Origin of the sequence: Methylopila sp. 73B (assembly GCF_000526315.1) — a bacterium.
Lineage (GTDB): Bacteria > Pseudomonadota > Alphaproteobacteria > Rhizobiales > Methylopilaceae > Methylopila.
This window is the reverse complement of sequence record NZ_JAFV01000001.1, coordinates 3,965,923-3,983,823: the sequence shown is the minus strand read 5'-3', so window position 1 is coordinate 3,983,823 and position 17,901 is coordinate 3,965,923. Positions and strand designations below refer to the sequence as shown.

Below are 17,901 nucleotides of genomic sequence, written 5' to 3'. Positions count from 1 at the left end.
GGAACGCGGAGGGCTTAGCCGCCCTGCGCCCGACCGTTGCGCCTCATCCTGCGCCACCCCCACCCTTACCCTCCCCACAAGGGGGAGGGAGACGGAGACGTCGCGCTTCCGTCGCAGAGATCGCGCTGGAACCGAGCTTGACGGCGCGCACCCTCGGTTGGATCCCGCCGTCGCCCCATGACCCCTGCCGCCCTCAAGGACGATCTCCGCGCGCGCGCCGCCTCTTACGGCTTCGAGGCCTTCGGGGTGACGACGCCGGACGCCGTCGCCGCCGCCGGCGCGCGGCTGCTGGAGGCGCTGGCGCTCGGGCGGCATGGAAGCATGGTGTGGCTCGAGGACCGGGCGCACTGGCGGGCCGACCCCCGCGCGCTCTGGCCGGAGGCGCGCTCCGTCGTGCTGCTCGGGCTGAACTACGGGCCGGACCACGACCCGCGGGGGGCGCTCGAACGGCCGTCTCATGCCGCGATCTCGGTCTACGCCCAGGGCGACGACTACCACGACCTGATCAAGGGCCGGCTGAAGCAGGTCGCCGGCCTGCTGGCCTCCGCCGGGCACCCCGTGAAGGTGTTCGTGGACACCGCGCCTGTGATGGAGAAGCCGCTCGCCGCCGCCGCCGGCCTCGGCTGGCAGGGCAAGCACACCAACCTCGTCTCGCGCGCTCACGGCTCCTGGCTGTTCCTCGGCGCGATCTTCACCACCGCCGAGCTTCCCCCGGACGCGGCCGAGACCGATCGCTGCGGCTCCTGCCGGGCCTGCCTCGACGCCTGCCCGACCGACGCCTTCCCGGCGCCCTATCAGCTCGATGCGCGGCGCTGCGTCTCCTACCTCACGATCGAACACGCCGGCCCCATCCCGCGGGAGCTGCGGCCCAGACTCGGCAACCGCATCTACGGCTGCGACGACTGCCTGGCCGCCTGTCCCTGGAACAAGTTCGCGGAGACCGGCCGCGAGATGCGGCTCGCCGCCCGCGACGCCTTGCGCGCGCCGGAACTACGCGCGCTCGCCGCCCTCGACGACGCCGCCTTCCGGGCACTGTTCGCAAAATCCGCCGTGAAGCGCATCGGCCGCGACCGCTTCGTCCGCAACGTCGCGATCGCGATCGGCAACTCCGGCGACGCGAGCCTCGCCGAGGCGCTCGGCCCGCTTCTCGACGACCCCTCCCCCGTGGTGCGCGGCGCAAGCGCCTGGGCGATCGGGCGGCTCGTCCCGCCTGCGACGCTCGCGCCCCTTGCCGCGCGGCGGCTTGCGGCCGAAACCGACGTGGAGGTGCGCGCCGAGTGGCGCGCGGCGCTTGACCAGGAGGCGGCGTGAGACGGCTCGTCGTGTTCGGCTGCGGCTACACCGCCCGCCGCTTCGTCGCCCTGCACGGGTCCGCGTTCGACCGTGTGGACGTGACCTCGCGCTCGGACGAGACCGCGGCGCGGCTGGCGGCCGATGGGCTCGCCGCCCATGTGTTCGACGGCTCCGAGCTGACGCCAGCGCTTGGCGAAGCGGTGCGCGCCGCAACCCACGTGCTGGTCTCCGCCCCGCCGGACGTCCATGGCGATCCTACCCTGCGCGGCGCCGGCGAGGCCCTGCGGGCGGCGGAAAGCCTCGGCTGGGTCGGGTACCTCTCCACCATCGGCGTCTACGCCGACGCCGGCGGCGGCTGGGTGGACGAGACCACCGAGCCCGAGGCCGATAGCGAGCGCGGCGCGCGCCGCATCGTGGTGGAGCGTGACTGGCTCGCGTTCGGGCGGGAGCGCGGCGTCCCTGTCCAGATCTTCCGCCTTGCGGGCATCTACGGCCCCGGGCGCAGCCAGATCGACAACCTGCGCGCTGGCACGGCCAAGCGCCTCGTGAAGCCCGGACAGGTGTTCAACCGCATCCACGTGGACGACATCGCGGCGGCCCTCGCGGCCGGGATCGCGCGCCCCGAGGCCGGGCCCATCGTCAACGTCACCGACGACGAGCCGGCCGCGCCCCAGGACGTGGTGACCTACGCGGCGGGTCTCATCGGCGTCGAGCCGCCACCGGAGACGCCGTTCGAGACCGCGGAGATTTCCGAGATGGCGCGGAGCTTCTACTCCTCCAACAAGCGCGTCGCGAACCGCGTGCTGAGGGAGGAGTTCGGCGTGCGGCTCGCCTATCCCACCTATCGCGAAGGGATCGCGTCGCTGGCGGAATGAGCGGACCGTAGCCGACCGCGCATCCTGTCGCAGCGGGAACGATGCGTCGGGCTCGGCGGTTCGGTGGGGAAAGCCTCTGCAACCGGAGCGACCCCAATGACGGCGTCCACGCCCCTGCGTTTTGATCCCTCATTGGAGCGCCCCGAGGACGACGAGGCGCAGGTGCGCGACGAGTTGATCGCGACCATGCGCTCGATCTCCGAGACCACCTACGCCGACGGCGGCCACGCGCTGCGCAGCGTCCACGCCAAGAGCCACGCTCTGCTGACGGGCGAATTCGAGGTGCTTTCCGGCCTGCCGGAGCCCCTGGCGCAGGGCCTGTTCGCAAAGCCCGGGCGCTACCCCGTCGTGATGCGGTTCTCGACCAATCCGGGCGACATTCTCGACGACGGCGTCTCCGCCCCACGCGGCCTCGCGATCAAGGTGGTGGGCGTCGAGGGCGAGCGGCTCCCCGGCTCCGAGGGAGACGCCACGCAGGACTTCGTGATGGCCAACGCCCCGGCCTTCGCCGCGGCGGACGCCGCGAGTTTCCTGAAGACGCTGAAGCTGCTCGCCAAGACGACCGACGCCTCCCAGACGCTCAAGAAGGCGGTTTCCAGCGTGCTCCGCGGGGCGGAAGCCGCGGTCGAGGCCTTCGGAGGCAAGAGCGCCACGCTGACCAGCCTCGGCGGCCAGCCGCTCACCAATGTTCTCGGCGAGACTTTCTACAGCCAGACGCCCTACCTCCACGGCTCCTATGTCGCCAAGGCCTCGCTCGCTCCAGTTTCGCCGGAGCTGGTCGCGCTGACGGGGATGAAGGTCGACACCCACGGCCGGCCGGACGCCCACCGGGAGGAGGTCAACGCGTTCTTCTCCCGTTCGGGCGGCGAATGGGAGTTGCGCGTTCAGCTGATGACCGACGCCGAGGCCATGCCGATCGAGGACGCCTCGGTGGTCTGGCCGGAGGACCAGAGCCCCTATGTCGCCGTCGCGCGGCTGCGCGTCGCGCCGCAGACCGGCTGGAGCGAGGCGAAGGCCGACGTCGTCGACGACCGCCTGTCGTTCAGCCCGTGGCACGGCCTCGCCGCCCACCGGCCGCTCGGATCCATCAACCGCACCCGGCGCGCGAACTACGAGCGCTCCCGCGACTTCCGCGCCGAGCGCAACGGCTGCCCGATCCACGAACCCCGCAGCCTGGAGACGCTCTCGTGAGCCCCCTCATCTTTCCCGCCCTCACCGCCTTCTACGGCGCCCTGCTCGCGCTCTTGTTCGTGGGGCTGTCCGCCTGGGTGGTCGCGGGCCGGGTCGGCGACGACGCTCTGCACGGCGACGGAGGCCATGAAGGCCTCGCCAAGCGGATCCGCGCGCATGGCAACTTCGCGGAGTACGTGCCCTTCGCGCTGCTGCTCGTCGGGTTCTATGAGGCGGGCGGCGGCTCCACGGGCCTTGTGCGCGGGCTGTTGATCGCGCTGCTCGTCGCGCGGCTGCTGCACCCGATCGGCATGTTCGCGCCGAAGAACGCGCCGACCCAGTTCGTCTGCCGCGGCGGCGGCATCCTCGTCACCTTCGCCGTGCTCGCCGTCGCAGCCGTCGCGCTGCTGCTGCGCTGACGCCAACTGGCGCCGCGCTTGCGTGCGTCGCTTGCGCCGGGCCCTCGCCCGGCCTGAGCGACCGGAGAACGCATGCCATGTGCCGCGGCGACGACGCGACCTGCCCACAATTCGAGCTGCATTACCGCGCCTTCCGCGAGGATCTTGATCATGAGCGCCGCGGCTTCCTGAAAAGCGGCTTCGTCGCCGCCGGCGGCCTCGCCACCCTGGGCGCCGCCGGCGCCTCGCTGGTGACGCCGGCGCTGGCCCAGGCGACCGCCGCGCGCGCATCGGGCGAGCGCAAGCACCATTACCTGGCGGCGAACGCCGACACCGTGCACTGGGGCTATTTCTCGAAATCGCTGAAGCCGCGGGTTGAGATTGAGAGCGGCGACATCGTCACCATCGAGACCCTCACCCACCACGCCAACGACGACGCGGAGCGCATGGTGCAGGGCGACGAGGGCGCCGAGAGCGTGTTCCTCTGGACCAAGGACAAGAAGGGCGTCGACCGCCGCGGCGCCGGGACCACCGACCCCAAGCTCTACAAAAAGGGCTCCGGCGAGGGTCAGGGCGTGCACGTCATGACCGGGCCGGTCTACGTCCGCGGCGCGGAGCCGGGCGACGTGCTCGAGGTGCGCATCCTCGACTGCGCGCCGCGCCCCTGCGCCAACCCCAAGTTCAAGGGCAAGGCCTTCGGCTCGAACGCGGCCGCCTGGTGGGGCTACCACTACAACGACATGCTCGACGGCGCGAAGCGCGAGGTGGTGACAATCTACGAGGTCGACGCCATGGGCTCCAAGAGCTGGGCGCAGGCCGTCTACAACTTCAAATGGGTCCCGCAGACCGATCCGTTCGGCGTCGAGCACGTCACGATCGACTATCCCGGCGTGCCGGTGGACCACACCAAGACCAGCCGCAACTTCGACGTCCTGAAGGGGGTGCGGGTGCCGATCCGCCCGCACTTCGGCACGCTCGGCCTGGCGCCGGCGGAGGCGGACTTCGTCGACACGATCCCGCCGAACTACGTCGGCGGCAACATCGACAACTGGCGCATCGGCAAGGGCGCGACGATGTACTACCCCGTCGCGGTCGAGGGCGGCTTGCTCTCGGTCGGCGATCCACACGCGAGCCAGGGCGACAGCGAGCTCTGCGGCACCGCCATCGAGTGCTCGCTCACCGGCGTGTTCCAGCTGATCCTGCACAAGAAGGCGGACCTCGGCGGCACGCCGCTGGAGGAGTTGAACTACCCGATGCTGGAGACCAAGGACGAGTGGCTCGTCCACGGCTTCTCCTTCGCCAACTACCTGAAGGAGCTGGGGCCGGAGGCGCAGTCGGCGATCTACGGCAAGTCGTCGGTCGACCTCGCGATGCGCGACGCCTTCCGCAAGATGCGCCACTTCCTGATGACCACGCAGAAGCTGACCGAGGACGAGGCGGTGTCGCTGATGTCGATCGGCGTGGACTTCGGCGTCACCCAGGTGGTGGACGGCAACTGGGGCGTCCACGCGGTCGTGAAGAAGGACATCTTCGCCGGCCGCGCGTGACGCCAGACGAAGGGCGCGGCGTCCAGCGCCGCGCCCCTTCAATCCCTCAACGCTGACCGCCGGAGGCCGCCAGCGTTTCGCCGGTCACCCAGCCCGCCGCGTCGGAGGCGAGGAAGACCGCGACCTTGGCGATGTCGTCCGGCTGGCCGAGACGGCCGAGCGGGGTCGAGGCGATCATCTGCTGCTCGAACTCGCTGCCCATGACGCCGGCCGCATGCGTGCCTTCGGTCTCGACGCCGCCGGGATTGACCGCGTTGACGCGGATCTTCTTCGGGCCAAGCTCCGCGGCCAGGATCCGGGTGAAATGGTCCACCGCCGCCTTGGTCGCGCTGTAGACCGAGACCGTCGGATACACGCCGCGGCTCGCGACCGAAGAAACGTTGACGATCGCGCCCCCCTCCGGACCGAAGCGCTTGGCCGCCTCGCGGATCCCGAGCAGCGAGCCGAGCACGTTGATGTCGAACTGGCGGCGGTAATGCTCGACCGTGAGGTCCTCGATCGCGCCGAACTGGTAGACGCCGGCGTTGTTCACCAGCACGTTCGGCCGCCCGAACGCCGCCTCCGTCTCGTCGAACAGGCGCAGCACGTCCGCCTCCTTCGAGACGTCGCCCTGCACCGCGACCGCCCGGCCGCCGGCCGCCTGAATGTCCGCGACGACGCGGTCGGCGCCGGACTTGTCGGACGCGTAGTTCACGACCACGGCGGCGCCCGCGGCGCCGTACGCCCGCGCTATGCCCGCGCCGATGCCCTTGGAGGCGCCGGTTACGATCGCGGTCTTTCCCTTGAGTTCGCTCATTGGATTTTCCTTACAGCGAGTTGTTTCGATAGTTAGATGAATGTCAAACAATTGGGACGCAAGGGGCCAGGCCAGAGATTTTTGCGGAGGCGTCAGATCGCGGCGAGACGCGAGAGATAGGCGGCGAGCACATCGCGGTTCAGAGTGAGGCTGGCACACCGGCCCTCGCGATGGATCTCGACGAGACCGGCGGTCTCGAGCTCCTTCATGTGGTGCGACAGGGTCGCGGGGCTGATGCCCTGCGCTTCGTGCAGGGCCGCGCAGGGGGTCGGCTCGGCGTTGCCGCCGATCTCCTTAAGGATCTGCACCCGCCGCGGCTCCGCCAGCGCGCGCGCGATGCGCTCGAACTGGCGGTCCGGCAGAGTGTCGTCGCTCTTTGTCATGACGATTAGGTAGTGCGTCCCGAACGAAAGTGTCGAGGCGTGGCGGCATGGCGGCCGCGCCTAGGCGGCGGCGCTCAGTCCGCGACGAGCGAGTCGATGCAGACCTTCCACGCGCCGTCGATCTTCTTCCAGACTACGACGTACTTGCCGGAGTTGTCGGTCTCGGCGCCTGCGTCGCCCGTCTTGAAGGAGTAAGTCCCGACCTCGAAGGCCATCGCCTCCGCCGGGTCCACGTCGATCGTCGTCGGACCGAACACCACGGTGTCGTTGGTGGCGGCGAGCAGGCCAGCCCAGAACTCGGCGATCGCCGCCCGGCCCGCGATCACCGGCGCGCCTGCGACCAAGATACGGCCGTCCTCCGCATGGACCTCCGCGATCTTCGCGGCGTCGTTCGCCCGGACGGCGCCGAGCCAGACCTCGATGGCGGAACGAATTTCCGACTCGGAGTTCGATGTGGGGGACATGATTCTCTCGTCTGCGAGGAGACGCGCGGCGCGCGCGTGAGGAGGGCCGGACCGATGCGGCGCATCAAGACCGCCGGCACGCTACGACAGGACGCCCGGAGCAGACAGCACAAGAAAGCGTCATGCCTGCTTGAGGAGCGGCCGCGCCTGCCTCCCTGGCGAACCCCGGCGACGGAGACGCCCGACCGGGCCGCAGCGAACCCCCGCCCGTCCCCTGATTCCCTTGCCGTGGGGCGCCGCGCCTGCTATCCGCCGCGCATGGCCGCCGAACCCCAGACCAACATCCGCAACTTCTCGATCGTCGCGCACATCGACCACGGGAAGTCCACCCTCGCCGACCGTCTGATCCAGACCACGGGCGGCCTGCAGGCGCGCGAGATGACGGAGCAGGTGCTCGACTCGATGGACATCGAGAAGGAGCGCGGCATCACCATCAAGGCGCAGACCGTGCGCCTCACCTATCCGGCGCAGGACGGCAAGACCTACATCCTCAACTTGATGGACACGCCAGGCCACGTCGACTTCGCCTACGAGGTGTCTCGCAGTCTCGCGGCCTGCGAGGGCTCGCTGCTGGTGGTGGACGCAAGCCAGGGCGTCGAAGCGCAGACGCTGGCGAACGTCTACCAGGCGCTCGACAACGGCCACGAGATCGTGCCTGTCCTGAACAAGATCGACCTGCCGGCGGCCGAGCCCGACCGCGTCAAGGAGCAGATCGAGGAGGTCATCGGCCTCGACGCCTCCGACGCGGTGCCGATCTCCGCCAAGTCCGGCATCGGCATCGACCTCGTGCTCGAGGCGATCGTCAAGCGCCTGCCGCCGCCCAAGGGCGACCGCGCGGCGCCGCTGAAGGCCATGCTGGTCGACAGCTGGTACGACACCTACCTCGGCGTCGTGGTGCTGGTGCGCATCGTCGACGGCACGCTCAAGAAGGGGATGAAAATCCGCCTGATGGGCGCGAACGCGGTCTACGACGTCGACCGGGTCGGCGTGTTCACGCCGAAGATGACCGACATCGCAGAGCTCGGCGTCGGCGAGATCGGATTCTTCACCGGCTCGATCAAGGAAGTGGCCGACACCCGCGTCGGCGACACCATCACCGAGGACAAGCGTCAGACCAAGGACATGCTGCCGGGCTTCAAGCCGGCGCAGCCCGTGGTGTTCTGCGGCCTGTTCCCGGTCGACGCGGCCGACTTCGACGACCTGCGCGCCGCCATGGGCAAGCTGCGCCTGAACGACGCCAGCTTCTCCTTCGAGATGGAGAGCTCGGCCGCGCTCGGCTTCGGCTTCCGCTGCGGCTTCCTTGGCCTGCTGCACCTCGAGATCATCCAGGAGCGGCTGGAGCGCGAGTTCAACCTCGACCTGATCGCGACCGCTCCCTCGGTGATCTACAAGATCAACCTGTCGGACGGGAGCGAGATCGAGCTGCACAATCCGGCCGACATGCCTGACGTCATGAAGATCGCCGAGATCAACGAGCCGTGGATCCGCGCGACGATCCTCTCGCCCGACGACTATCTCGGCTCGGTGCTGAAGCTTTGCCAGGACCGGCGCGGCCTGCAGATCGACCTCAGCTACGTCGGCAAGCGCGCCATGGTGGTCTACGACCTGCCGCTGAACGAGGTCGTGTTCGACTTCTACGACCGGCTGAAGTCGATCTCGAAGGGCTACGCCTCGTTCGACTACCACATCACCGACTACCGGGCCGGCGACCTCGTGAAGATGTCGATCCTGGTCAACGCCGAGCCGGTGGACGCGCTCTCCATGCTGGTGCACCGCACCCGCGCCGAGGCGCGCGGCCGTGTGATGTGCGAGAAGCTCAAGGAGTTGATCCCCCCGCATCTGTTCGTGATCCCGGTGCAGGCCGCGATCGGCGGCAAGATCATCGCCCGCGAAACCATCCGGGCGCTCCGCAAGGACGTGACCGCCAAGTGCTACGGCGGCGACGCCAGCCGCAAGCGCAAGCTGCTCGACAAGCAGAAGGCTGGCAAGAAGAAGCTCCGCCAGTTCGGCCGGGTGGAAATCCCGCAGGAGGCGTTCATCGCCGCCCTGAAGATGGACGAGTGAGGCGCCGCCTCACTCGAACGCCACCTCAAGGCCCTGCTCGGACAAAGTGACGACCCGGCAGGGCGCCGGTTCTTCGCCGTCCATGACCAGATCGAACCGTGTCGGCAGATCGGCTGCGCCAAGCACGTCGAGCTGCGCGCGACCGGCCGACATCGCCCGTATGGTGCACGACACGCTGGTTCGGCCGGCGCCATGGACAATACGGCCGCGCTTCAGCACGCGTCGCAGCGGCCTGCCGACTGTGATCGGGCTTGCGGCCACGGCGCAACGGTCGCGACCGGCGGCCTTCGCTTGGTACAGGGCGCGATCGGCGCGACGCAGCAGCGCGTCGACGTCGCACGCAGTTCCGACCGGCGCCGACGTCACCCCGAGGCTCGCCGTGACGTGGAACGCGCCTTCGCCGAACGAGTAGGCTTCGCGGCGGATCGCCTCCCGGAGCCGCTCCGCGATCGCCAACGCACGCTCCGCCCCGGCGTCCGGCAGCAGCACCGCGAACTCCTCTCCCCCAAGCCGGCCGATCCGCTCCTCGCCCGCGAACTGCCGGGCGCAGGCCGCGACGCTGCCCGTAAGCGCCGCGTCCCCGCGGTGATGTCCGTAGGTGTCGTTGACCTGCTTGAAATGGTCGAGGTCGATGGCGACCAAGCTCAGAGGACGGCCGGCGCGCGCCGCGAGATCGATCGCCTTCTGCGCCTCGGCGCGGAAGGCGCGGCGCGACAGCGCGCCGGTGAGCGGGTCCGCGTCGGCGAGCAGCCGGAGCTCGAACTCGTCGATCACGATGCGCGCGAGATCGACGAGCATCTCTCGCTCGTCCTCGGTGAACGCGCGCTGCGTCTGGTCCATCACGCAGAGCGTGCCGAGCATTTGCCCGTCCGGACTGACGAGCGGCGCGCCCGCGTAGAACCGGATGTGCGGGTGGCCGATCACGAAAGGGTTTTGGGCGAAACGCGGGTCCAAGCGCGCGTCGGGCACGATCAGCGGCGCCCCCTGCTCGATCGTGACGCTGCACAGGGCCGGCTCCCGCGCGGTCTCCTGCGAAGCCACGCCGCGGCGCGCCTTGAACCATTGGCGGTGCCCGTCGAGGTCCGGAAGACCTTCTGCGTCAACCGGACGATCCGCTCGAACGCCTCCTCGCTCGGCGTGTCCAGCACGTCGTAGCGCGCGAGAGCCGCAAGCCTCGCATCTTCGCAGGACCGGCCCGTCGGCCGGTCGCCGTCGGGTCCACAGGCTGTCGTTGGTGGCTTCGCTCGCAACGACCGCTCCTCGGTGGAGAACGTCCTCCAGATCCGTCTCGACCGAGGCGGCTGCGGATCAATAGGCTTTGGGTGTTTACAGAGAGGTTAGCGACGCCCGCGTCGATCAAACGCAGAGAAACGACTTTAGACGCTCAGCTAGGCGCGTGTCCTTCTTGAGCTCGCATTCCCAGATCGTCAGCGTCTCCCAACCGAGCGCGTCCAGCGCGCTGCGTGCCCGCGCGTCCCGCGCGACGTTTCGCGCGATTTTGGCGCGCCAGTAGTCCGTGTTGGTCTTCGGCGTCCTCGCCCCCCGCGCGCACTCATGCCCGTGCCAGAAGCAGCCGTGGACGAAAATGACCTTCTTGCGGGCGGGGAAGACGAGGTCCGGGCTGCCCGGCAGGTCCTTGCGGTGCAGGCGGAAGCGATAGCCCAGGGCGTGGGCGGCGCGGCGGACCAGCATTTCGGGCTTGGTGTCCCGGCTCTTCACCGCCCGCATGACGGCGGAGCGGGCTTCGGGCGTCTCCGGAGGCGCGGGGTTCCGGCTCACGCCGTGCGCCGCGCGGCCGCCTCGCGGCCGAGCAGCGGCTCCAGCAGCTCATGGGCGAGAAACCGCACCACCGGCACGGCGACGCCGTCGCCCGCCAGCCGATAGGCGTCGTTGTAGTTCGAGGGCAGCGCGTAGGCGTCGTCGAGCCCCATCAGGCGCGCGGCCTCGCGGGGCGACATCAGGCGCGAGCGTACGACGCCGTTCTCGATCACCAGCAGCGTCTGTCGGCTGGAGCCGCCGGCGGGCGTGCGCAGGCAGCCGGCGACGCCGTCGAACCGCGCCTCCGCGCGCTGCACCTTCGCCCCCGACGCGTCGAGCCGCATGCGGCGGTAGACCGCGCCGACGCGGCGGAGGCCGGAGGCCTTGAGGCTCTCGATGCGGGCGCGGTGCAGCGGCGCCATCAGCGCGAGCAGCGCCTCGGTTTCGTGCGGCTCGCGCCAGCGCACGCCGCCGGGCTCGTCCTCGACGATGTCATCGAGCGCGCGCACATTGACCCGCGGCGGCGGCAGGCGCCACCAGATCCAGGCCTTCTGCGCTTCGGGACCGAGCGCGGCATGGGCCGTAAGCAGGGCCTTCGGGCGGAAGGCGGACAGCGCGCCGGGCGCCGGATCGACGGCCGAGGCCGGCAGGTCGACGTCCTCGGCGATCGCCACGATGAAGAGACGTGGGCGCGACTGCGGGAGGAACAGAGCGGCGTCGACCACCAGCGCGCCGAACCGGTAGCCGGCGTCGCTCAGGGCGGCGCCGATCGAGGCGAAGTCGCGCCCGCCGCGCGAGGTGAGCGCTCCGCAGACGTTCTCGAGCACGAGCGTCTTCGGCGCCCGGCCTTCCGCCTTCAGTCCGAGGACCGCGTTCCAAAAGCCCCAGAACGCTCCGGAGCGTGCGCCGGCGAGGCCGGCCTTTACGCCGGCGAGCGAAAGGTCCTGGCAGGGAAACGAGCCCCAGGCGAGATCCGCCCGCCCGGGGAGCATCGCGGGCGTCACCGCGTGCACGTCGCCCACATGGAGGTCGCCGCCGCCGAAGTTCTCGCGGTAGGCGGCCGCCTTCTTCGGGCTGAGATCGTTCGCGAACAGGCAGCGCCACCCCGCGCCGAGGCCGAGGCGCGCCATGCCGCCGCCTGCAAAGAACTCGTAGAAGGTGAGCTCGCTCACGCGGCGGCTCCCGGCCGCCCTGCGCGGGCGACGCCGTCGCGCTCAGCCGTTGTCAGGCGACCTCCGTGGTGGTGTCCACCACGTCGGCGCCCGGTACGTTCTTCTTGATCGACTCGATCGCGCTCTTGGCCGAGGCCTTGGAGGTGTAGCCCTCGGAGCCAAACATCGGCTCTCCGTTCGACGCGACGTAGCGGAACCGGAACTCGCCCTTCTTGTCTTTGTAGATTTCGAACTTCGCGGCCATTTTCGCCTCCCGTTACGGGTCTGGAACGCCCGACTCGCAGGCTATGTCCAACTTCGCGCGCCCGCCAAGCCGGAAGCGGACCGCATCAGTGGAAATCGCGCGATTTCGGCAGAATGCGGACGTCGCGCGGGTGCGCGCGCGGCTGCTGCGGACGGTCGGGCTGCGGACGGCGCACCTCGTCGGCGCGCGCCAGCGGCGGCTCGAGCTGCCGACTCGACAGGCGGGAAAGCTCGTGGGTCCGGTCGACGAGGCGCTCCGCCACCAGATGGACGATCCCTTCGGGGCTGCGCTGGACGCGCCCCTCGACCTGGATCAGCCGGGCGGCCATCACCTCCCGGCGAAAGCGCAGAAGCACCGTCGGCCAGACCACGGCGTTCGCGACCCCCGTCTCGTCGGCGATGGTCATGAACACGACGCCCTTGGCGCTGCCCGGCTTCTGCCGAACGAGCACCACGCCGGCCGTCGTCAGCCGCCGCCCGTCCCGAGCGTTCTTGACGTCGGCGCAGGAGACCGTCCCCTCCCGCGCGAACAGGACGCGCAGAAACTGCATGGGGTGGCCTTTGAGCGAGAGCCGGGTCGTCTGGTAGTCCGCGACCACGTGCTCCGACAGCGCCATTTCGGGCAGCGCGTCGTTCCCTTCCTCGGCGCCGAGGTCCGCCGCGTCAGCCGCCTCGAACAGGGGCAGCGCGACGTCGTCCGGCAGTCGCCGCACCTCCCAGAGGGCCGCGCGCCGGTCGAGCCTCATCGAGCGAAACGCGTCGGCGTCGGCGAGCTTGACCAAAGCGGCCTTCGGCAACCGCGCCCGCCGCTTCAGGTCGTCGATCGAGGCGAAGCCGCTCCCGCGCGCCGCGACCAGCGCCTCCGCCCAGTCCTGCCGAAACCCGTCGATCTGCCGAAAGCCGATGCGCAGGCGCAGCGCGTCGTCCGGCCGCTTCTCCAGCGTGTTGTCCCATTGGCTGACCGCGACGTCCGCGCCGCGGGTCTCGACGCCGTGCTCGCGGGCGTCCCGCACGATCTCGGCTGGGGCATAGAACCCCATGGGCTGGGAGTTGAGCAGCGCGCAGGCGAAAGCCGCGGGATGCCGGCGTTTCAGATAGGAGGAGATGTAGACCAGCTTGGCGAAGCTCGCGGCGTGGCTCTCGGGAAAGCCGTAGGAGCCGAAGCCCTCGATCTGCTTGAAGCAGTTCGCCGCGAACTCCGGATCGTAGCCGCGCGCGATCATGTTCCCGACCATCCTGTCCCGGAACACGCCGATATCGCCGAGGTTGCGGAAGGTCGCCATGGCCCGGCGCAGGCCGTTGGCCTCCTCGCCGGAAAACCTGGCCGCCACCATGGCGATGCGCATGGCCTGCTCCTGGAACAGCGGGACGCCGAGCGTCTTCTCCAGCACGTTCCTCAGTTCGTCCGGGTCATGCGACGGCCCGGGCTTAGGGTACTCGACCAGCTCCGGATTCCGGCGGCGCTTGAGATAGGGATGGACCATGTCGCCCTGGATCGGGCCCGGCCGCACGATCGCGACCTGGATCACAAGGTCATAGAACTCCTTCGGCTTCAGCCGCGGCAGCATGTTCATCTGCGCGCGGCTCTCGACTTGGAACACGCCGAGCGAGTCCCCGCGCGACAGCATGGCGTAGACGTCCTCCCGGCCCGGCTCGATGGTCGCGAGCTCTAGCGCCTGGCGTTCGTGGACGCGGATGAGGTCGAAGGCCTTGCGGATGCAGGTGAGCATCCCGAGCGCGAGCACGTCGACCTTCATCATCCGGACAGCGTCGATGTCGTCCTTGTCCCATTCGATGAAGCTGCGGTCCGGCATGGCGGCGGGGCCCACCGGCACGCTTTCGTCGAGCCGGTCGTCGGTCAGCACGAAACCGCCCACGTGCTGAGACAGGTGGCGCGGAAACCCGACGAGCTCGCTCGCGAGCTTCAGCGCCGGCAAAAGATAGGGGTTCGACGGGTCGAGCCCCGCCTGGCGCACCTGCGCCTCCGTCAGCCCGTCGCCCCAGCTCCCCCAGACCGTGTTGGCGAGCGCGGCCGTCAGGTCTTCGCCCATGCCGAAGACCTTGCCGACCTCGCGCACGGCGCTGCGGGGCTTGTAGTGGATCACGGTGGCGACGAGCGACGCGCGCTCCCGGCCATAGCGCGCGTAGATGTGCTGGATCACCTCCTCGCGCCGCTCGTGCTCGAAGTCGACGTCGATGTCCGGCGGCTCGGAGCGCTCCTTGGACAAAAACCGCTCGAACAGAACGTTGGACTCGGCCGGATCGACCGCCGTGATCCCGAGCACGTAGCAGACGGCGGAGTTCGCCGCCGAGCCGCGCCCCTGGCAGAGAATGCCCTGCGACCGCGCATAGGCCACGACGTCATGCACGGTCAGGAAGTAATGCGCGTAGTTCTCGCGCTTGATGAACGCCAGCTCTTTGGCGACCAGCTTCGCCACCTCCGGAGGCGTTCCCCCGGGATAGGATCGCTCGAGACCTTCGCGCACGAGATCGCGCAAATGGCCGTGCGGCGTCTTGCCCGCGGGCACCGGCTCATGCGGGTAATTGTACTCTAAATCCTTGAGACTGAAGACGACCTGCTCCTTGAACCTCAGCGTCTCCGTCACCGCCTCCGGCGCGTCCCGGAACAGCCGGGCCATTTCGGCCCCCGGCTTCAGGTGCCGCTCGGCGTTCGCCTCCAGCCTGCGGCCCGCGCCGTCGAGGGTCACGCCCTCGCGGATGCAGGTGACGACGTCGAGCAGCGGCCGTCGGTCGGGCGTGTGGCAGAGCGGCTCGTTGGTGGCGAGAAGCGGGACGCCGACGCGGGACGCCAGGCGCTTCAGCCGCGCAAGCCTGCGGGCGTCGTCGCCGCGCCGCGGCATGGTCGCGCCGAGCCACGTCGCGTCGCGTCCCGTCTCCTTCAGCGCCGCGAGCGCGCGCTCCGTCTCGCGACCGGGCGCCCGCGACGGCATGACGATGGCGAGCAGCCCCTCGCGCCACGCCAGCAGATCCTCGAAGAACAGGCGGCACTCGCCCTTCGCCGCGCGCTCCTTGCCGAGGCTGAGCAGCCGGCAGAGCCGCCCCCAGGCGGCGCGGTCGCGGGGATGCACGACGACGTCGGGCGCATCGTCCTCGAACACCAGACGCGCGCCCACCACCAGCTTCGGCGTCGGTTGCGGCAGGTCCTTGTTGCCGAGCGTCGCATAGGCGCGGACGACGCCCGCGACGGAGTTCACGTCGGCGATCCCGATGGCCTCGAGCCCATAGAAGGCCGCGGCCGCGACGTATTCCTCCGGCCGCGAGCCGGCGCGGAGGAAGGAAAAGGCCGTCATGGCGGCGAGTTCGGCGAAGGCGGTCATCCGAACAGTCCATGCAGGAACCAGCGCGGATGCTCCGCCTCCCGGACGTAAAGCCCGTCGCGGTAGAGCCAGAACCGGGCGCCTTCCGCGTCCTCCACCCGAAAGTAGTCGCGGGTCAGCGCGCCCGGGTCGCGCCGCCACCATTCGAGCGCGATCCGCTCCGGCCCCTCCGCGCGGGCGACCGCATGCGCCACCCGCCGCCACAGGAAGCGGATCGGCGGTCCGTCCGGCACCTCGGCCAGAACCTCGATCGGCTCCGGATCGGCGAACAGCCGCAAGGGCCGGCGCGGCGGCTCCGCGAGGGACGGCGCGGGCCAGCTCGCCGCACGCGCAGCCGATCGCCCGCCCCCGGCCGACATCGCCTGGGCGGGGCGCGCCCGCGCCTCGCCCTCCGGACGATGGACGTCGCCGGCCAGAAAGCGCAGCACGCGGCGGCGGCCATGGCGGGCGGCGAGCCGATCGACCAGCTCCGCGACCGCGCCTTCCTCCGCCGCGCCCGGATCGAGGCTGACCGCCTCGGGGGCGAGCGGCTCGACCGCGAGCGCCGACAGCCGGACGAGATCGAAGCCGAAGCCAGGATCGATCGGATCCGCCAGCGCGTCGAGCCGCTCCCTGAGGAGCCGCAGCAGCATCTCCGGATTCCGCGTCGGCCGGCCGGTCGCGACCGAGATCCGCGAGACCTTGCCGTCGGCGCGGAAGAAGGCGGCCTCGACGCGGGTCACGCCCTCGCCCGCGGCCTCGAGCCTGCCGGCGAGCGCGCCCGCGAGAGCCCGGCAGGCAGCGACGACCGCATCCTGGGTGAGGACGGGTTCGGGAAACCGGCGCTCGATCATCCGTACGGGCGCCGGGCGCCGCGGCGAAATCGGCGGATCGACCCGGCCAAGCGCCTGGTCGAGGGCCGCCACGAGACCGGAGCCGAACCGCGCGACGAGCTCGCCCCGGCCGCGGGCCGCGAGCTGGCCGAGCGTCGTCAGGCCGGCGCGAGCGAGGCCGGTACGGACCGCCTCCGCGGGACCCAGCGCCGCGACCGGAAGCGCGGCAAGGCGCGCGCGTTCCTCTTCCGGCGTCGGCACGCCGCCGGCCGTGAACCACGCCAGCGCCCGGGCGACGCCGGCTCCGCCCGCGACCGTGACGCGGGCCGTGAGGCCTTGGCGCGCGAGCGCCTCCGTCACATCCTGCGCCATCGCCGCCTCGCCGCCGAAGAAATGCGCGCAGCCCGCGACGTCGAGCAGCAGGCCGTGGGGCGGATCGAGCGCGACGAGCGGGGTGTAGCGGTCGCACCAGTCGGCCACCGCCGTGAGCAGGGCGCGATCGGCCGCGGCGTCGGCCGAGACCACGCGCAGGTCCGGACGGATGGCGCGCGCCTCCGTCAGCGGCAGCCCGGGCCTCGCGCCCGCCGCTTCCGCCGCGGCGTCGAGCGCCACGATGCGGAGCGCCGCGCCCTGGCGTTCGACGATAACGAGCGGGCGGTCATCCGGCGCGTCGGAGCCCACCGCCCGCTCCCGCCGCCGCACCCGCTCGACGGGGAGGTTCGGCAAGGCGACCGCCATGATCCTGCGCGCCGGCGCCGAAGCTTCCGGCGTTCCCTGCGGCCACGGCGAAGCTGCGCTCATGGCCGTCCCATCCGAGCGTCCACCGCCCGAGGCCGCCGCGCCGGTTGCGCACCAGCTCGACGTGAAAGCGCGGCCGTCCCCAGTCCTCCTCTCCGGGGGGCGACGCGGCGGGAGCGACCCGCCAGCGCGTCTCCGCCGCCGAGAACCCCACGGGCGCGGCGAGCGAGGGCGCCCCCGCCCGCACCACGATCGCCGGCACGCCGGAGCGGCCGGCGGCGAGCGCCAGCCGCCGCACCGCCACGCGGTCGAACGCCGCCAGGCGACCGAAGGGCTCGATCAGCGTGACCGCGAGAGCCGGACAGGCGAGCGCGGCTTCCGCCGCGCGCAGCGTCGCCGCCTCGTCCGGCGCGCGCACCACCACCAGCCGGTCGGGATCGAAGCCGAGCTCCGCCAGCCCCATCGGCCAAGGCTCCCCGGTCTCGCGCCCGGACATGTCCTGTCGGATCCATACCGCCGTCCTCCCCCGCCGCCCCGCCTTGACGGCGAGCGCGACCGCAAAACCCGTGGCCGCGACGGCGCCCGCCGCGGACGCGCCCGACACCGCATGCAGGGCTCCGCGCCGAAGCCCGCCGCCGAGCGCCGCGTCCATCTCGGGCACGCCGAGGACGATCCGCTCCTCCGCGCCGAGAGCGCCCGACGCGTCGGCCTCGATGCGGGCCACAACCGTCCTGAGCGCGTCCAGCGTCTCCGCCGCAGCGCGCGTCGTCATCGTTGGAAATCCGCAAAAGTTCTTGTTCTGTTCTCTTATAGGGAGCGCATCAAAACTGAGTCAAGACGCCGCAGCCGA

16 protein-coding genes are annotated in these 17,901 nt (G+C 70.8%); 6 read left to right on the top strand and 10 right to left on the bottom strand.

What is annotated here, in order from left to right:
- Positions 1-177 precede the first annotated feature (177 nt).
- From queG to K244_RS0119180, 5 genes are all read left to right on the top strand, one after another.
- The gene (gene queG / locus K244_RS0119200; protein WP_020187917.1) at positions 178-1,311 is read left to right on the top strand and encodes a tRNA epoxyqueuosine(34) reductase QueG; all 1,134 of its coding nucleotides are present in this window, start codon (positions 178-180) and stop codon (positions 1,309-1,311) included.
- Positions 1,308-2,168: an SDR family oxidoreductase gene (locus K244_RS0119195; protein ID WP_020187916.1), complete on the top strand. Its 861-nt coding sequence runs from the start codon at positions 1,308-1,310 to the stop codon at positions 2,166-2,168. The genes queG and K244_RS0119195 overlap by 4 nt, the downstream gene beginning before the upstream one ends.
- A 96-nt stretch (positions 2,169-2,264) precedes the next feature.
- Complete coding sequence (locus tag K244_RS0119190) at positions 2,265-3,359, top strand: catalase family protein (protein WP_024816624.1); 1,095 nt, start codon at positions 2,265-2,267, stop codon at positions 3,357-3,359.
- Positions 3,356-3,757: an MAPEG family protein gene (locus tag K244_RS0119185; protein ID WP_020187914.1), complete on the top strand. Its 402-nt coding sequence runs from the start codon at positions 3,356-3,358 to the stop codon at positions 3,755-3,757. The genes K244_RS0119190 and K244_RS0119185 overlap by 4 nt, the downstream gene beginning before the upstream one ends.
- A gap of 77 nt (positions 3,758-3,834) precedes the next feature.
- Positions 3,835-5,283 (top strand): acetamidase/formamidase family protein, encoded by a 1,449-nt coding sequence (locus tag K244_RS0119180; protein ID WP_020187913.1) that lies wholly within the window; start codon positions 3,835-3,837, stop codon positions 5,281-5,283.
- 46 nt (positions 5,284-5,329) lie between these two features.
- Here K244_RS0119180 and K244_RS0119175 read toward each other — a convergent pair whose 3' ends face one another.
- The 3 genes from K244_RS0119175 to K244_RS22335 all read right to left on the bottom strand — a co-directional run bounded on the left by K244_RS0119175 (position 5,330) and on the right by K244_RS22335 (position 6,926).
- Positions 5,330-6,079 (bottom strand): glucose 1-dehydrogenase, encoded by a 750-nt coding sequence (locus K244_RS0119175; RefSeq protein WP_020187912.1) that lies wholly within the window; start codon positions 6,077-6,079, stop codon positions 5,330-5,332.
- A 92-nt stretch (positions 6,080-6,171) separates the two neighbouring features.
- Positions 6,172-6,462, bottom strand: coding sequence for a helix-turn-helix domain-containing protein (locus K244_RS0119170; protein WP_020187911.1), 291 nt, complete (start codon positions 6,460-6,462; stop codon positions 6,172-6,174).
- A gap of 74 nt (positions 6,463-6,536) precedes the next feature.
- Complete coding sequence (locus tag K244_RS22335) at positions 6,537-6,926, bottom strand: SgcJ/EcaC family oxidoreductase (protein ID WP_020187910.1); 390 nt, start codon at positions 6,924-6,926, stop codon at positions 6,537-6,539.
- A gap of 258 nt (positions 6,927-7,184) precedes the next feature.
- Between K244_RS22335 and lepA the strand changes: the two genes are divergently transcribed.
- Complete coding sequence (gene lepA / locus K244_RS0119160) at positions 7,185-8,990, top strand: translation elongation factor 4 (protein ID WP_024816623.1); 1,806 nt, start codon at positions 7,185-7,187, stop codon at positions 8,988-8,990.
- A gap of 9 nt (positions 8,991-8,999) precedes the next feature.
- On the opposite strand, the gene K244_RS22330 is transcribed toward lepA, so the two are convergent.
- From K244_RS22330 to K244_RS24260, 7 genes are all read right to left on the bottom strand, one after another.
- Positions 9,000-10,178, bottom strand: coding sequence for a sensor domain-containing diguanylate cyclase (locus tag K244_RS22330; protein ID WP_245259829.1), 1,179 nt, complete (start codon positions 10,176-10,178; stop codon positions 9,000-9,002).
- Between the two features lie 168 nt (positions 10,179-10,346).
- Entirely contained in the window at positions 10,347-10,769 is a 423-nt protein-coding gene (locus K244_RS0119150; protein ID WP_020187906.1) for a very short patch repair endonuclease, read from the bottom strand.
- Positions 10,766-11,920: a DNA cytosine methyltransferase gene (locus tag K244_RS0119145; protein WP_020187905.1), complete on the bottom strand. Its 1,155-nt coding sequence runs from the start codon at positions 11,918-11,920 to the stop codon at positions 10,766-10,768. Before K244_RS0119145 ends, K244_RS0119150 begins: the two co-directional genes overlap by 4 nt.
- Before the next feature lie 52 nt (positions 11,921-11,972).
- The gene (locus K244_RS0119140; RefSeq protein ID WP_020187904.1) at positions 11,973-12,164 is read right to left on the bottom strand and encodes a YegP family protein; all 192 of its coding nucleotides are present in this window, start codon (positions 12,162-12,164) and stop codon (positions 11,973-11,975) included.
- Between the two features lie 85 nt (positions 12,165-12,249).
- Positions 12,250-15,501, bottom strand: a complete 3,252-nt coding sequence (locus K244_RS0119135; RefSeq protein WP_020187903.1) for an error-prone DNA polymerase — start codon at positions 15,499-15,501, stop codon at positions 12,250-12,252.
- On the bottom strand, positions 15,498-17,051 hold the full coding sequence (locus K244_RS0119130) for a DNA polymerase Y family protein (RefSeq protein WP_020187902.1): 1,554 nt from the start codon (positions 17,049-17,051) through the stop codon (positions 15,498-15,500). Before K244_RS0119130 ends, K244_RS0119135 begins: the two co-directional genes overlap by 4 nt.
- A complete protein-coding gene (locus K244_RS24260) occupies positions 16,972-17,823 on the bottom strand; it encodes a hypothetical protein (protein ID WP_020187901.1) in 852 nt (283 codons plus the stop codon). Before K244_RS24260 ends, K244_RS0119130 begins: the two co-directional genes overlap by 80 nt.
- Positions 17,824-17,901 lie beyond the last annotated feature (78 nt).

Bases quoted from the DNA above. Each gene is read 5' to 3' on its own strand.
- queG (WP_020187917.1), top strand. From the start codon at position 178: ATGACCCCTGCCGCCCTCAAGGACGATCTCCGCGCGCGCGCCGCCTCT.
- K244_RS0119190 (WP_024816624.1), top strand. From the start codon at position 2,265: ATGACGGCGTCCACGCCCCTGCGTTTTGATCCCTCATTGGAGCGCCCC.
- K244_RS0119180 (WP_020187913.1), top strand. From the start codon at position 3,835: ATGTGCCGCGGCGACGACGCGACCTGCCCACAATTCGAGCTGCATTAC.
- K244_RS0119175 (WP_020187912.1), bottom strand. From the start codon at position 6,079: ATGAGCGAACTCAAGGGAAAGACCGCGATCGTAACCGGCGCCTCCAAG.
- K244_RS0119170 (WP_020187911.1), bottom strand. From the start codon at position 6,462: ATGACAAAGAGCGACGACACTCTGCCGGACCGCCAGTTCGAGCGCATC.
- K244_RS22335 (WP_020187910.1), bottom strand. From the start codon at position 6,926: ATGTCCCCCACATCGAACTCCGAGTCGGAAATTCGTTCCGCCATCGAG.
- lepA (WP_024816623.1), top strand. From the start codon at position 7,185: ATGGCCGCCGAACCCCAGACCAACATCCGCAACTTCTCGATCGTCGCG.
- K244_RS0119140 (WP_020187904.1), bottom strand. From the start codon at position 12,164: ATGGCCGCGAAGTTCGAAATCTACAAAGACAAGAAGGGCGAGTTCCGG.
- K244_RS0119135 (WP_020187903.1), bottom strand. From the start codon at position 15,501: ATGACCGCCTTCGCCGAACTCGCCGCCATGACGGCCTTTTCCTTCCTC.
- K244_RS0119130 (WP_020187902.1), bottom strand. From the start codon at position 17,051: ATGGCGGTCGCCTTGCCGAACCTCCCCGTCGAGCGGGTGCGGCGGCGG.
- K244_RS24260 (WP_020187901.1), bottom strand. From the start codon at position 17,823: ATGACGACGCGCGCTGCGGCGGAGACGCTGGACGCGCTCAGGACGGTT.